We start from the raw sequence: 13,498 nt of genomic DNA on the forward strand, positions 1-13,498 counted from the left end.
GTTGACCGCATTCCAATGTGGAAACACGGTCAGAATGTGGGAGCGGGCTTGCTCGCGAAGAGGCCAGTCTGAACAACCTATAAGCCCTGGGTTCAGTAAACCCACACCTCCACCCGCCGATTCTTGATCCGCCCCTCATCCGCCGTATTCGCCGCCACCGGCATCTGCGCGCCAAACCCCTGGATATCGCGCAGCACCACACCGTTCTTCACCAGCTCACGGCGCACGGCCATCCCACGCAATTTCGAAAGCAACGCCGCGCGCTGCGGGTCATTCTTGGCATCGCCAAACCCCACCAGCGTGACCTGCTTGTCGAGCTTGCCGTGGGTTTTCAGGTAGGCCACCACCCGCTGCAGGTCCTGGCGCGCCTTGTTGTCCAGGCTCGCGCTGCCTTCTTCGAAACGGAAATTCACGCTCAGGCGCTGGGCCTCACGGGCGATCGCCTGGTATTCCACCGGCATCGAGGCGCGCGGTTCCACGCCCATGGCTTGTACCTGCTGCGCGATAAACCCATTGGCGGCCACGATCGCCTGGCCCTTGCTGCTCTGGGCGAAGTTCACCAGCGCCTTGGCCCACGGGTTATGGCTCGACGGTGGCAGGTAAAAGAACAAACGGCGCGACAGCGGGTAGTCTTCGGTGGCGATCAGGCTGTTGAGCGGCAGCATCGGTTGTGAATCACCGTCGACAATGGCCACCGCCTTGGCCTGGCGCACGTAGGGCAGGCCGATAAAACCGATGCCCTGAGGGTCCTGGCTGACCGCGTCGGACAACTGCTCGCTGGATTCAAAGCGCTTTGCCGACGGCGCAAGGGGTTTGCCACGCAGGCGCAAGACCAGGTCCTTGAAGGTGTCGTAGGTGCCGGACTGATCATCCCGCGCATACAGATGAATGGCCCCGCCGACGCCGCCGAGGGCTTCCCAGGTGCTGATTTCACCGTTGAAGATTTGCGCCAGTTGCTCGGTGTTCAGGGTGTTCAAGGGGTTTTGCGGGTTCAGAATGATCGCCAGGCCGTCGATCGCGATCACTTGCTCGGCCTCGGGGCTTTTCAGGTCGCCCAGGGGTTCAAGATCGACCAGTTCGCTGTCCTTGATCGGGCGGGACGAGGCCGCGAGGTCCGCCGCGGCTTTTTTCAGCGAGCTGAAACCAGTGCTGGAACCGTGGGCGGCCACCTCGATGGTCACCGTCTTGCCCGCGCGGGTCTTGCCGACTACCCGTTGTTCATTGGCGCCTTCGGCCGGTTCGCTGTGTACGCCTTGCAGGCCCTGATGCTCCATCAACCCCTTGACCAGGGCCGGCCCCAGCGCTGCGCCAATGGTATTGGAGCCCTGCACACGTAGCGCGGGGCCTTGATCGGGAACGGGAAGGGGGGCAGACACGGCAAACAGGGGATACAGCACCAGCAGGAACAGAACGCGCAGCCTCATGCCGGCACCTTCTCAAGCCAAAGGGAGTGCCGCGAGAATAAGTCAGGCAGGTTGCAAAGATATGACGGCTGCACTGGGGAACACATTGTGGGAGCGGGCTTGCTCGCGAATGCACTGGATCAGTCAATAAACCCTTGACTGACACACCGCTTTCGCGAGCAAACCCGCTCCCACATTTAAACCAAGGACAGCCAGAAATCAGCTCAGTTCAAGCCAGATCGGCGCATGGTCCGACGGTTTTTCCAGCCCGCGTAGTTCGTAGTCCACCCCCGCATCCTTGACCCGCGACACCAGGCCGTTGGACGCCAGGATCACGTCAATGCGCAGCCCACGCTTGGGCTCGTCCTCGAAACCACGGCTGCGGTAGTCGAACCAGCTGAAGCGGTCGGCCACTTCCGGGTTGAGGTGACGGAAGCTGTCCACCAGGCCCCAATTTTTCAGGCGGGCCATCCACTCGCGCTCTTCGGGCAGGAAGCTGCACTTGCCGGTCTTGAGCCACCGCTTGGCATTGTCGGCGCCGATGCCGATGTCGATGTCTTCGGGGGAGATGTTGATGTCGCCCATCACCACCAGTGCCTGCTCATTGCTGAACTGGCTTTCCAGCAATTGCTGCAGGTCTTCGTAGAAGCGCTGCTTGGCCGGGAACTTGGTGGGGTGGTCGCGGCTTTCACCCTGGGGGAAGTAGCCGTTCATGATGGTGATCGGGTGGCCGTTTTCATCGGCGAACGTGCCCCAGATAAACCGACGCTGGGCGTCTTCTTCATCGCTGGCAAAGCCTTTGTGCAGGCTCAATGCAGGCTGACGCGACAGCAACGCCACGCCGTAGTGGCCTTTCTGGCCGTGGTAATACACGTGATAGCCCAGCGCCTGTACTTCGGCCAGGGGGAACTGGTCGTCATGCACCTTGGTTTCCTGCAGGCCGATGACGTCCGGTTGGTGTTTTTCGATCAGCGCCGCCAGCTGATGAGGGCGGGCACGCAGCCCGTTGATATTGAAAGAGACGATTTTCATGGTCGGCAGTCCAGTCTGGCAAAAGGGCGATGCTAGCCGACAAGTCGGACGGGAGCCAGCGTGGCGGTAGGGCAGATGCGCTGCTAATGTCTGGGAACGACTCGTACCGTGCAGGTTCGTACCCATAAGAACGCCATCTTTTTCAGTGGCGCCCAGGGAGATTGACCGTATGCCTGAAACCTCGACTGCCGTTGCCGAAATCCGCCTGCTCAACAGCGATTATTCCCGTGAAGCGCGCTCCTTGCTGTATCAGGCTTACCGGCATGAACCGACCTTTGCTTATATCTTCGAAGCCGAGCGGCGCGGCTATGAACAACGGGTGCGTGCCACGGTGCGCGAGTTGGTCAAACAACACTTTTTCCAGAAGCTGCCCGCCATTGGCCTGTTCGTCAATGATCGCCTGATCGGCATCGCCCTGATCGCGCCACCGCAACGACGCCTGGGCATCACCGAAAGCTGGGCCTGGCAGATTCGCATGTGGCTGAGCACCGGCGTGCGTGGCACGCGGCGTTACCTCGACTACCATCACGCGGTGCTGGCCTGCCTGCCCGGCGAGTCGGTGCATGTGCTGCCGTTGCTGGGCATTCACCCGCAATTCCAGGGCAAGCATTACGGCGAGCAGTTGTTGGAGGCGGTGCACAACTGGTGTGCCGAAGACCCGCATTCCTCAGGCGTGGTGCTCGATACCGGCAACTCGCGCTACCTGGAGTTCTACAAACGCCAGGGCTACCAGGAAATTGGAGAAGTGGCTGTAGGGCCGGTGCTTGAGCACGTGTTTTTTCATCCCAATCCCCAGTCGTTACATGCTGCAACGGCTTAGGACAGAATTATTCAGACAATTCCCAATTCAAAGAAACTCCCTAGCTCGTGTAGCATCCGTGCCTATGAAGTTTCCAGGAAGATATACCAGCGGCTTGATTCTGCTGTTCACAAGCTGCAGCGTTTTTGCGCAAAGCGAGTTGGACGTGCGCATCAAACCCTCAAACGACGCGTTGAAAGCCAACATCGAAGGCTACATCGGCGGGGTTGGCGATCGTGATGAAGAAGCCTTGCTGCGGTTCAGCCGTGGCGCAGAGGAGCAGGCGCGCAAGGCGGCCCAGGCCCTGGGCTTCTATCAACCGCAGATCGAGAGTGACGTGAAGGGCGGCAAGAACCCGCGCCTGATCCTCACCATCGACCCCGGCGAACCGGTGCATTTGCGCAACGTGACCATTCGGGTCGATGGCCAGGCCGCGAACCTCAAGGGGTTTCGCGTGCCCGCCAGCGACGACCTCAAATCCGGCGCCGTGCTCAACCACGGCCACTATGAAGACGCCAAGCGTCTGATCCAGAACCAGGCCTCGCGCTACGGCTTTTTCAGCGGGCGCTTCACCAGCCAGAAGTTATCCGTCGACCCCCAGGCGGGCGTGGCTGACATCGAACTCATTTACGACAGCGGCCCGCGCTACACCATGGGCAACGTCAGCTTTACCGGCGACACCCCTTTTGATGAGGACCTGCTGCAACGCATGGTGCCGTTCAAAAGCGGCACTCCCTATGACTCTGAACTGATCGCCGAACTCAACCAGAACCTGCAAGGCAGTGGCTTTTTCGAAGGCGTGCGCGTGGACGCCGCGCCTGCTGCTGCGTCCAACGATGTGATCCCGGTGACCGTGCAACTGGAAACCCGCAAGCCGCGCACCATGGGCCTGGGCCTGGGGTTCTCGACTGACGTGGGCCCGCGCGGCAAGGCAAACTGGACGCGCCACTGGGTCAACCCCCAGGGCCACAGTTACGGCTGGGAGGCCGAGCTGTCGGCGCCGCGCCAGAACGTTGGCCTGTGGTACGACGTTCCCCTGGACCCGCCGCTCACCGACAAATTGCGTTTCGCCGGTGGCTACCAGAACGAAGAACTGGCGGGCACCGACACCTTGAGCAAACTGCTCACCGTCGGCCCCGAATGGCACAGCAAGTTGCCCAGTGGCTGGACCCGGGTGATCTCCCTCAAGTACCAGCGCGAAGAATATCGCCTGGGCAATGACTCGGGTCTCAGCAACCTGGTGATGCCCGGTGTCAGCTATTCCTACCTGCGCAGTGACAACCGCATCGACCCGCACAATGGCTATCGCCTGATGTTCGACACCAAGGTGGCCAAGGAAGGGCTGGGCTCCGACACCAACTTGCTTTACGGCACCGCCACCCTCAAGGGCTTGACCACCTTGTGGGACAACCATCGCTTCCTCGCCCGGGCACAGGTGGGCGGCAGCGCCACCAACGGCTACAAGTCGGTGCCGCCGTCGCTGCGTTTCTTTGCCGGTGGTGACCAGAGCGTGCGCGGCTACGAGTACCAGACGCTGTCCCCGGAGAACGATCGCGGTGACCGTATCGGCGGCCGCTACATGATGGCCCTGAGTGCCGAGTATCAATATTCCATCGCCGATAAATGGCGGATCGCCACGTTCATCGACCAGGGCAACTCCTTCAACACCCTGGAGATGCCCAGCCTGAAAACCGGCGTCGGCGTCGGCATACGCTGGGTTTCGCCCGTCGGCCCGATTCGCCTTGACCTGGCCCATGCCCTCGAAGATCCGGGCGGCATTCGTTTGCACTTTTCCATGGGGCCTGAGCTGTGATGCGTGGTTTGAAAATAGCGGGGCTGGCCGTGTTGGCGGTCCTGGCGTTGGTGCTGTTGGCGTTGTGGAGCGTGCTCGGTACCCAGGCAGGCAGTCGCTGGGCTCTGGGCCAGGTGCCGGGTATGACCGTGGAGAATTTCCAGGGTCGCCTGGGCGGCCAATGGCGTGCTGACCACCTGGTGTGGCAGCAGGACGGCAGTCGTGTGGAACTCACCACGCCGACGTTCGATTGGTCGCCCGCGTGCCTGTTGCGCATGACCCTGTGCATCAACACGCTCGACGTTGAGCAGGTCAGCCTGCAATTTCCGCCAGGCACCGAGGAGAGCAGTGGGCCGATTCAGCTGCCTGAATTGAAACTGCCGGTTGCGATCCAGTTGGGCGACGTTCGCGTCGGTAGCCTGCTGTTTAACGGCAGCGAAGAACTCAAGGGCTTGCAACTGGTGGCGCACTGGACGGTCGCCGGCCTGCAGATCGACTCGGTGCACCTGCAACGTGACGGCCTGGTGCTGGACCTGGCCGGGCTGCTGCAACCCACCGGCAACTGGCCGCTCACTGCCAGCGGTAACCTGAGCCTGCCCTATGCACCGGGCGGCGCACCTTGGACAGTGGCCCTCAAGGTCGAGGGCGACCTACTCAAGACCCTCACGCTCGACGCCGACAGCAGCGGCTACTTGCCCGCCAAGCTCAGCGGCGAGCTGCAACCCCTGGTGGAAAACCTGCCCGCCCAGGTGCACATCACCGCCGATGGCTTCAAGGCCAGCGCGGACCTGCCCGACACCCTGCAACTCAATGGGCTGGACCTCACCGCCAAAGGCGACCTGAACAGCGGCTACCAACTGCTCGGCAAAGCCGTGCTGCCCGCCGAAAAAGGCCCGGTGGATCTGCTGCTGCAAGGCAAGGTCGACGCCAAGGGCGCGCAGATCGCCGGCCTGGACCTGACGGCCGGTGACAAGCAAAGCCTCAAGCTCTCGGCCCAGCTGGATTGGCAGCAAGGTTTCAGCGCCGACGCCAAGATCGACTGGCTGGATTTCCCCTGGCACCGCCTCTACCCGTTGATCGACGAACCGCAGGTTGCATTGCGCACCTTCAATGGTGAGATCTCCTACAAGGATGGCAACTACCTGGGCAACCTCAAGGCCGATCTCGACGGCCCGGCGGGCAAATTCAATGTAGTCACACCGTTCAGTGGCGACCTCAAGCAAATCTTCCTGCCCGAGCTGAAACTCACCGCGGGCCAAGGCAAGGCCGAAGGTCACCTCAACGTGCAGTTCGCCGATGGTATCGCCTGGGACACCGCGCTGGACCTGTCGGCCCTCAACCCGGCGTACTGGGTCGCGGAATTGCCGGGCACCCTGGCCGGCCCGCTGCGCAGCAAAGGCGAGTTCAAGAACGAGCAACTCAAGCTGAACGCCGACCTCGACCTCAAGGGTCGCCTGCGCGGGCAAACGGCCGTGCTGGCCGCCAAGGCCGAAGGCGCGGGTGAGCAATGGACCCTGGCCAACCTGGATATCCGCCTGGGTGACAACCGCATCAATGGCAGCGGCAGCCTGCAACAGCGCCTGGCCGGGCAGATCGATATCAAGCTGGCGCGCCTGGCCCAGTTGTGGCCGCAGTTGCGTGGGCAAATCAACGGCCGACTCGACGTGGCCGGCAGCCTGAAAGCCCCGCAAGGCAAGCTCGACCTCAAGGGCCAGCAGCTGGCGTTTGCCGACAACCGCCTGCAAACCCTCACGCTCGACGCCAGCCTCGACAACGCTCAGCGCGCCAAGCTCGACCTGAAGGGCAGCGGTATCCAGTCCGGTGACACGCAGGTCGGCACCCTTACCGCCAGCGCCCAAGGCGACATCAAGCGCCAAGAGGTCCAACTGGGCCTGACTGGACCGCTGGTCAAGCTGGCCCTGGCGCTGGACGGCAACCTCGACAAGGGCAACTGGCGCGGGCGCCTGGCCAGTGGCGATGTGCAAGCCGGTGGCCAGGACTGGAAGCTGCAAGCCCCGGCGAAGATCGAACGCCTGGCCGACGGTAAGCTGACCTTCGCCGCGCATTGCTGGGTGTCCGGCCCGGCCAGCCTGTGCGGTGAAGACCAGCGCCTGATGCCGGAGCCCAAGCTGCGTTATCACCTCAAGCAGTTCCCCATCGACAGCCTCGCGGCGTTCTTGCCCAAGGACTTCGCCTGGCAGGGCAAGCTCAACGCCGACGTGCAGCTCGACTTGCCCAACAGCGGCCCCAAAGGTGTGGTGTCGGTGGACGCCAGCGGTGGCACCTTGCGAGTCAAAGACAAGGACCAGTGGCTGGATTTCCCGTATGACACGCTGAAGCTGGAAACCACCCTGAACCCCAAGCGCATCGACACCCAGTTGAATTTCCAGGGTGGCAAGCTCGGCGAGCTGCTGTTGCAGGCGCAGATCAACCCGTTGCCGAAGAACAAGCCGATCACCGGCACCTTCAACCTGACCGGCCTGGACCTGGCCGTGGCGCGGCCGTTTGTGCCAATGGTGGAAAAGCTCAACGGCAAGCTCAACGGCAGCGGGCGCATATCCGGAGGCCTGCTGGCACCGCAGGTCAACGGCAACGTGAACCTGATCGGCGGCGAGATCTCCGGGCCGGAACTGCCGGTCAGCCTCGAAGGCTTGAACGTGCAGGCGCTGATCGCCGGCGAAAGCGTGCAACTCAATGGCGGCTGGCGCAGTGGCAAGGCCGGGCAGGGCAACCTCAATGGTCATATTGGCTGGGGCCAGGCCCTGGTGGTCGATCTGGCGTTAAAAGGCTCGCAACTGCCGGTGACGGTAGAGCCTTACGCCGTATTGGAAGTCGCGCCGGACCTGAAGATCAGCCTCAAGGACGACAAGCTGGCCATCGCCGGCAAGGTGCAGATTCCGCGCGGTGACATCACCGTGCGCGAGTTGCCACCGTCGACGGTCAAGGTGTCGGATGACACGGTGATCGTCGGCAGCCAGACCGAGGAAGGCAAACCACCGATGGCCATGGCGATGGATATCGACGTCGCAGTGGGCGAAGACCAGCTCAACTTTTCAGGCTTCGGCCTCACCGCCAAGGTGCAGGGTCACGTGCATATCGGCGACAACATGGACACCCGTGGCGAGCTGTGGCTCAACGACGGCCGCTACCGCGCCTACGGCCAGAAGCTCGACGTGCGGCGTGCACGCCTGCTGTTTGCCGGGCCGCTGGACCAGCCGTACCTGGACATCGAAGCGATCCGCAAGACCGACGACGTGATTGCCGGTATCCGCCTCAGTGGCAGCGCCGAACAGCCCACCACGCAGATCTTCTCGGAACCGGCCATGAGCCAGGAACAGGCACTGTCCTACCTGGTGCTGGGGCGTCCGTTGAGTACCACTGGTGAGGACAACAACATGCTCGCCCAAGCCGCGTTGGGCCTGGGCCTGATGGGCAGCGCTGGGGTCACTTCGGATATCGCCAAGAACCTGGGCATCCAGGACTTCGAACTCGATACCCAGGGCAGCGGCACCACCACGGCGGTGGTCGCCAGCGGCAAGATCACCGAAAAGCTCAGCCTGCGTTACGGGGTGGGGGTGTTCGAGCCGGCCAACACCATCGCGCTGCGCTACCTGTTGAGCAAGAAGGTGTACCTGGAAGTGGCCAGTGGCGTGGCCAGTTCACTGGATATTTTCTACAAGCGCGATTTCTGACGCCGCCGCGTCACCAGCCAGCAGCTTGTCCAGGTACTGCGCCGGTGTGCTGCCCAGCAAGCTGCGGAACATATAGATGAACGCGCTGGCACTGCGATAACCCAGGTCCAGCGCGATTTCATTGATCGACACACCTTGTGCCAGCCGGCAGATCGCCTCATCGACCCGCACCTGCAAACGCCACTGGTGGAAGGTCACGCCGGTTTCCTCTTTCATGCGCCGCGCCAGCGTGCGGGCACTGGCACCGATGCGTTCACCCCAGGCTTCCAGGGTGTCGTTGTTGTCCGGGCTCTGCAATATGGCATCGCACACCCGGCGCAAGCGACGGTCCATGGGCATCGGCAGGTTGTGCGCCTGGGGCTTGGCGCGCGCCAGCAGCTGCACGAGCAGGGCGGAGGCCAACGCCCGTGGCTGTTCGTCGGCCATGGCGCCATCGAACAGCATCAGGATCAATTCGCGCATCAACGGTGTGACTGTCAGCACGCAGCAATCTTCCCAGTGCCAGGGCACGGCGCTGGGGTCGAGGTACACTGAGCGCATGGAAATTTCACCGACCATGCGCACTTCATGGGTGATGCCCGGCGGAATCCACAAGGCGCGCATCGGTGCCAGTGTCCAGGCGCCGGTCTCGGTGGACACGCGCATCAACCCCTGGGGTGAATACATCAACTGGATCCGCTGGTGGGAGTGGGGCTGCTGCCGGGCCCCCGACGCGTACTCGAACGCGCGCACCACCAGCGCGGGGTCGTCGTCAGCAAATTCCTTGTAGCTGTTGGCCGCTTTTTGGGGGAGATGATCGTGGCCGGCAGAAAAGCGCCAATTCTGTCCTTTCATCGATATTTGTTGTCCTGAAGCCAAGTAAATGGACTGGCAAAATTAATGCAAATTAATCGCATTTACAACCTGTCAGGTCCCTTGAACGCCATGAGCAGAAGCCTCGTTGAACGCTTGTCCTACGCGCCGCTGTGCCAGTTCCGCTTCAACCGATTGATCCTCAAGCATGTTCTGCTCGCACCCCTGGCTCTGGGGGTGGCGACGGTGCATGCACAATCGGCGCCGATGATCCTGCCCCAGACCCAGATCGTGGCCGACCCGGTCCAGGACACGGCGAGCACCGAAGGCAGCGACAGCTACAAGCCGGCACTGGTAACCGTCGGCAAAGTGGCCGCGCAGCCTAAGGACATCCCGGCCTCGGTGACCACCATCACCCGCCAGCGCATGGACGACCAGCACATGACGTCCGTGGACGAGGCCCTGCGCAATACCCCGGGGATCACCGCCGTGACTTACGGCGACGGCACCAGTTATTTCCAGTCGCGGGGTTACCCGGCCGAGGTGCAGTTTGACGGACTGCCGGCCAACAATGGCCTGCAATACCTGCCGCAATTCGACCTGGCGCTGTACGACCGCGTCGAAGTGCTGCGCGGCCCCGCCGGCTTGCTGCAAGGGTTCGGCAACCCGGGCGGCACGGTCAACCTGGTGCGCAAGCGCCCGCAGGATGAATTTGCCTTGACCGGCTCGGTATCTGCCGGCTCCTGGGACCGTTACCGCACGGCCTGGGATGTCACCGGCCCGTTGAACGACAGCGGCACCGTCAAGGGCCGCTTCGGGTTCGCCGGCGAAGATGAAAACGCCTTCGTCGACAAGACCGGCTCGGACCAGGGCCTGCTCTACGGTTCCCTGGCCTTCGACCTCGACCCGGACACCCAACTGACGGTCGGCGCCGCCCACCAGAAAATCAGACTCGACGGCTTTGACTATGGTCTCTCGACCTACACCAACGGCAGCTTCGTCAATGCCAAGCGCTCGGGGTTCTACGGCACCGACTGGAGCCATGCCGACACCGACATGACCGAGCTTTACGCCGACCTGGTGCATCAGTTCGGCAACGGTTGGCAGAACCGCACGGCGATCAACTACCGCACCTCCGACGTCGCCTCCAAGTACGGCTATGTGGACGGCCCGGTCAACCTCGACAACACTGCCGATTACTGGCTGCAGCGCCAGCATGACCGTTACCGCTGGCTGGGAGTCGACTCCTACGTCAGTGGCCCGTTCGAGCTGTTTGGGCGAACCCACGAGCTGATGGTCGGCATCAACTATGCCAGCACCCACCAGCGCAGCGTGTCCGGAGGCACCAGTGGCGGGGTGGTGGATGTGTTCAACATCAACCAGCCGAACGTGGATATTCCCTACACCTTCGGCACCACCTCGGACACCTCCCAGGTCGGTGTCTACGGCCAGGTCACCTTCAAGCCTACCGACGATCTTTCGCTGATCATCGGCGGGCGCCAGAACCACTACGAGAGCTCGCGCCAAACCCGGCTGCCCAGCGTGCAACCCACCGTGGACGACCCGACCCAGAATAAATTCACCCCGTATGCCGGCATCGTCCAGAACCTGGGGTATGGCCTGTCCGCCTACGCCAGCTATTCGGATATCTTTACCCCGTCCCAGGCCTTCCAGAGCACCTTCAACGGCAGCGTGCTCAAGCCGCGCACCGGCAAGCAGGCCGAGGTCGGCCTCAAGGGTGACTGGTTGGACGGCCGCCTGGGGGCATCCGTGGCGGTGTTCCAGATCGACGACAAGAACCGTCCGATTGCCGACGACGCCCACCCGACGTACTGGGTCGCCCAGGGCCAGGCCCGCACCCGGGGTGTCGAGACCGAGCTGACCGGCAAGCTCCTGCCGAACTGGGACGTGCAGGCCGGCTACACCTACCTGCAAAGTGAACTGCGTGGCCAGGCTGCCGTCGCTGGCACGGCCCAGGACGCCGAGGAACCCAAGCACCTGCTCAAACTGTGGAACACCTATCGCTTCCAGGCCGAGCCACTGAACAACTGGCGTGTCGGCGGCGGGGTGCGCGCGCAAAGCCGCACCACGCGCAACAACACCAGTTACCAGGGTGGCTACGCGGTGATCGACGGCCTGATCGGCTATCAAATCAACCCGCACTACGACCTGGCGCTGAACGTCAACAACCTGCTCGACCGCACCTACTACGCCCGCGTGCCCTCCAGCTACTACGGCCTGTACGGTGACCCACGCAATGCCACCCTGACGCTGAACGTGAAATTCTGACCGCTTATGCCTTCACTCAAACCTGCTGCCGGGTTGCCCGGCACTCCGTTCGCCCTGTTGCTGTCACTGCTGCAGGGCGCCCGCGGGCTGTTGCTCCTGGCCACATTGGCCAGCCTGGTCGGTGGCCTTGGCGCCACCGCCATGGTCGCGCTGATCAACCAGGCCCTGGGCGCCGGGGATGACCAGCTCAGTCACCTCGGCCTGCAATTTGCCGGGGTGGTGGGCGGTGTGCTGCTGTTGCGTCTGCTCTCCCAGGCGCTGTTCATGTACCTGGGTCAACGCGCCAAGGCGCAGGTGCGCTTGCGTGCCATCGGGCACATGGCGCAGGCGTCCTACGCGCACCTTGAGCGCTACGGAGCGGCCCGGCCCCTAGCGATCCTGACCGGCGACCTGGACACCCTGGTGGTGTTTTTCCTCAACCTGCCGACGCTGCTGACCCAAGGCACCGTGATCCTCGGCTGCCTGGCGTACCTGGGCTGGCTGTCGTGGCAGCTGCTGGTGTTCGCGCTGCTGGCGGTGGCCCTGGGGGCGCTGGGTTTCCTATTGGTCAATGGCCGCGCCCTCGACCTGCTGCGGCGCTCGCGCCAGCGAGAGGACGACTTGATCCAGCAGTTCCGTGCCTTGTTCGACGGTGCCAAGGAACTCAAGCTGCACCGGCGACGGCGACAAGTCTTTGTCGAGGAAACCCTCGCGCGCCCGATCGAATCGGTGCGCCGCCAGCGAACCCTCGGCTATGTGCTGTTCAGCGCCGCATCCAGCTGGGGCAGTCTGGTGCTGTTCGGGTTTATCGGGCTGACCCTGTTCGTGCTGGCCCGGGTGTTTGCCGTCGACGGGCATGTGGTTTCCGGTTATGCGATCACCTTCCTTTACATCATCCTGCCCATTGAAAGCCTGCTGGGAGCGATCCCGGTGATCGGCTCGGCGCGTGTCGCGCTGGAGCGCATCGCCCGGCTCGACAGCGACCTGCCGCTGGAACCGATCGGCACGGCCGAGCCTGATCAGGGGTTTGAGCGCATTGAATTGCGGGGCATGACCCACCAGTACTTTCGTGAAAAGGAAAACAGCCTGTTCCAGCTCGGTCCGGTTGACCTGGTGTTCACCCCCGGCGAAATCACCTACCTGATCGGCGGCAACGGCAGTGGCAAGACCACCCTGGCCAAATTGCTGGTGGGGTTGTACGAAAGCGAGGCGGGTACGCTGCTGCTGGATGGTTCGCCCGTCGATGCCAAGGGCCGCGATGCCTACCGCCAGTGCTTCTCCACGGTGTTCAGTGATTTCTACCTGTTCGACAGCCTGCTCGGCGTGCTGGCGCCGCACCTTGAATCGCAGGCGCGCCTGCTCTTGCGCGAGCTGCAACTGGAGCACAAGGTCAGCATCGAAGACGGTGGCTTCACCACCCTCGACCTGTCCCAGGGCCAGCGCAAGCGCCTGGCGTTGTTGGTGGCCTTGCTGGAAGACCGGCCCTTCTACGTGTTCGACGAGTGGGCGGCCGACCAGGATCCGGAATTCAAGGAAGTGTTTTATAAACGCCTGCTACCCGACCTCAAGGCGCGTGGCAAGGCGGTGCTGGTGATCACCCACGATGACCGCTATTTCAACTTGGCCGACCGCCATATCAAGCTGGACATGGGCAAGATCGTTGCGCACAGCCACAGGAGCGACTCGATTGATGAGCCGGTTTGAACCGCCGCTGGCCCAG

8 protein-coding genes are annotated in these 13,498 nt (G+C 62.8%); 5 read left to right on the top strand and 3 right to left on the bottom strand.

Annotation, left to right across the window (positions count from 1 at the left end):
• Window positions 1-92: 92 nt before the first annotated feature.
• Both ACVWVP_RS22360 and xthA read right to left on the bottom strand, forming a co-directional pair.
• Window positions 93-1,424 carry a phosphate ABC transporter substrate-binding/OmpA family protein gene (locus ACVWVP_RS22360; protein WP_259175286.1) on the bottom strand — a complete coding sequence of 444 codons (1,332 nt, stop codon included), beginning with the start codon at window positions 1,422-1,424 and terminating at the stop codon, window positions 93-95.
• A gap of 198 nt (window positions 1,425-1,622) precedes the next feature.
• Window positions 1,623-2,435 (bottom strand): exodeoxyribonuclease III, encoded by an 813-nt coding sequence (gene xthA, locus ACVWVP_RS22365; protein ID WP_178918872.1) that lies wholly within the window; start codon window positions 2,433-2,435, stop codon window positions 1,623-1,625.
• A 169-nt stretch (window positions 2,436-2,604) separates the two neighbouring features.
• Here xthA and ACVWVP_RS22370 point away from each other — a divergent pair, with 169 nt between their 5' ends.
• The 3 genes from ACVWVP_RS22370 (at window position 2,605) to ACVWVP_RS22380 (ending at window position 8,718) form a co-directional block, all read left to right on the top strand.
• Window positions 2,605-3,255, top strand: coding sequence for a GNAT family N-acetyltransferase (locus ACVWVP_RS22370; RefSeq protein WP_457408076.1), 651 nt, complete (start codon window positions 2,605-2,607; stop codon window positions 3,253-3,255).
• 64 nt (window positions 3,256-3,319) lie between these two features.
• Entirely contained in the window at window positions 3,320-5,047 is a 1,728-nt protein-coding gene (locus ACVWVP_RS22375) for an autotransporter assembly complex protein TamA (protein WP_259175283.1), read from the top strand.
• A complete protein-coding gene (locus tag ACVWVP_RS22380) occupies window positions 5,047-8,718 on the top strand; it encodes a translocation/assembly module TamB domain-containing protein (protein ID WP_457408078.1) in 3,672 nt (1,223 codons plus the stop codon). The genes ACVWVP_RS22375 and ACVWVP_RS22380 overlap by 1 nt, the downstream gene beginning before the upstream one ends.
• Here ACVWVP_RS22380 and ACVWVP_RS22385 read toward each other — a convergent pair.
• Complete coding sequence (locus ACVWVP_RS22385; protein WP_178918881.1) at window positions 8,686-9,552, bottom strand: AraC family transcriptional regulator; 867 nt, start codon at window positions 9,550-9,552, stop codon at window positions 8,686-8,688. The two genes, ACVWVP_RS22380 and ACVWVP_RS22385, sit on opposite strands and share 33 nt — an antisense overlap.
• A 90-nt stretch (window positions 9,553-9,642) precedes the next feature.
• On the opposite strand from ACVWVP_RS22385, the gene ACVWVP_RS22390 reads away from it, so the two are divergent.
• Both ACVWVP_RS22390 and ACVWVP_RS22395 read left to right on the top strand, forming a co-directional pair.
• Entirely contained in the window at window positions 9,643-11,799 is a 2,157-nt protein-coding gene (locus ACVWVP_RS22390; RefSeq protein WP_178918883.1) for a TonB-dependent siderophore receptor, read from the top strand.
• Window positions 11,800-11,805: 6 nt separating this feature from the next.
• Window positions 11,806-13,482 carry a cyclic peptide export ABC transporter gene (locus tag ACVWVP_RS22395; protein WP_457408082.1) on the top strand — a complete coding sequence of 559 codons (1,677 nt, stop codon included), beginning with the start codon at window positions 11,806-11,808 and terminating at the stop codon, window positions 13,480-13,482.
• Window positions 13,483-13,498: the final 16 nt, after the last annotated feature.

The organism is Pseudomonas sp. TE24901 (assembly GCF_054058375.1).

Bases quoted from the DNA above. Each gene is read 5' to 3' on its own strand.
- ACVWVP_RS22360 (WP_259175286.1), bottom strand. From the start codon at position 1,424: ATGAGGCTGCGCGTTCTGTTCCTGCTGGTGCTGTATCCCCTGTTTGCC.
- xthA (WP_178918872.1), bottom strand. From the start codon at position 2,435: ATGAAAATCGTCTCTTTCAATATCAACGGGCTGCGTGCCCGCCCTCAT.
- ACVWVP_RS22370 (WP_457408076.1), top strand. From the start codon at position 2,605: ATGCCTGAAACCTCGACTGCCGTTGCCGAAATCCGCCTGCTCAACAGC.
- ACVWVP_RS22375 (WP_259175283.1), top strand. From the start codon at position 3,320: ATGAAGTTTCCAGGAAGATATACCAGCGGCTTGATTCTGCTGTTCACA.
- ACVWVP_RS22380 (WP_457408078.1), top strand. From the start codon at position 5,047: ATGCGTGGTTTGAAAATAGCGGGGCTGGCCGTGTTGGCGGTCCTGGCG.
- ACVWVP_RS22385 (WP_178918881.1), bottom strand. From the start codon at position 9,552: ATGAAAGGACAGAATTGGCGCTTTTCTGCCGGCCACGATCATCTCCCC.
- ACVWVP_RS22390 (WP_178918883.1), top strand. From the start codon at position 9,643: ATGAGCAGAAGCCTCGTTGAACGCTTGTCCTACGCGCCGCTGTGCCAG.
- ACVWVP_RS22395 (WP_457408082.1), top strand. From the start codon at position 11,806: ATGCCTTCACTCAAACCTGCTGCCGGGTTGCCCGGCACTCCGTTCGCC.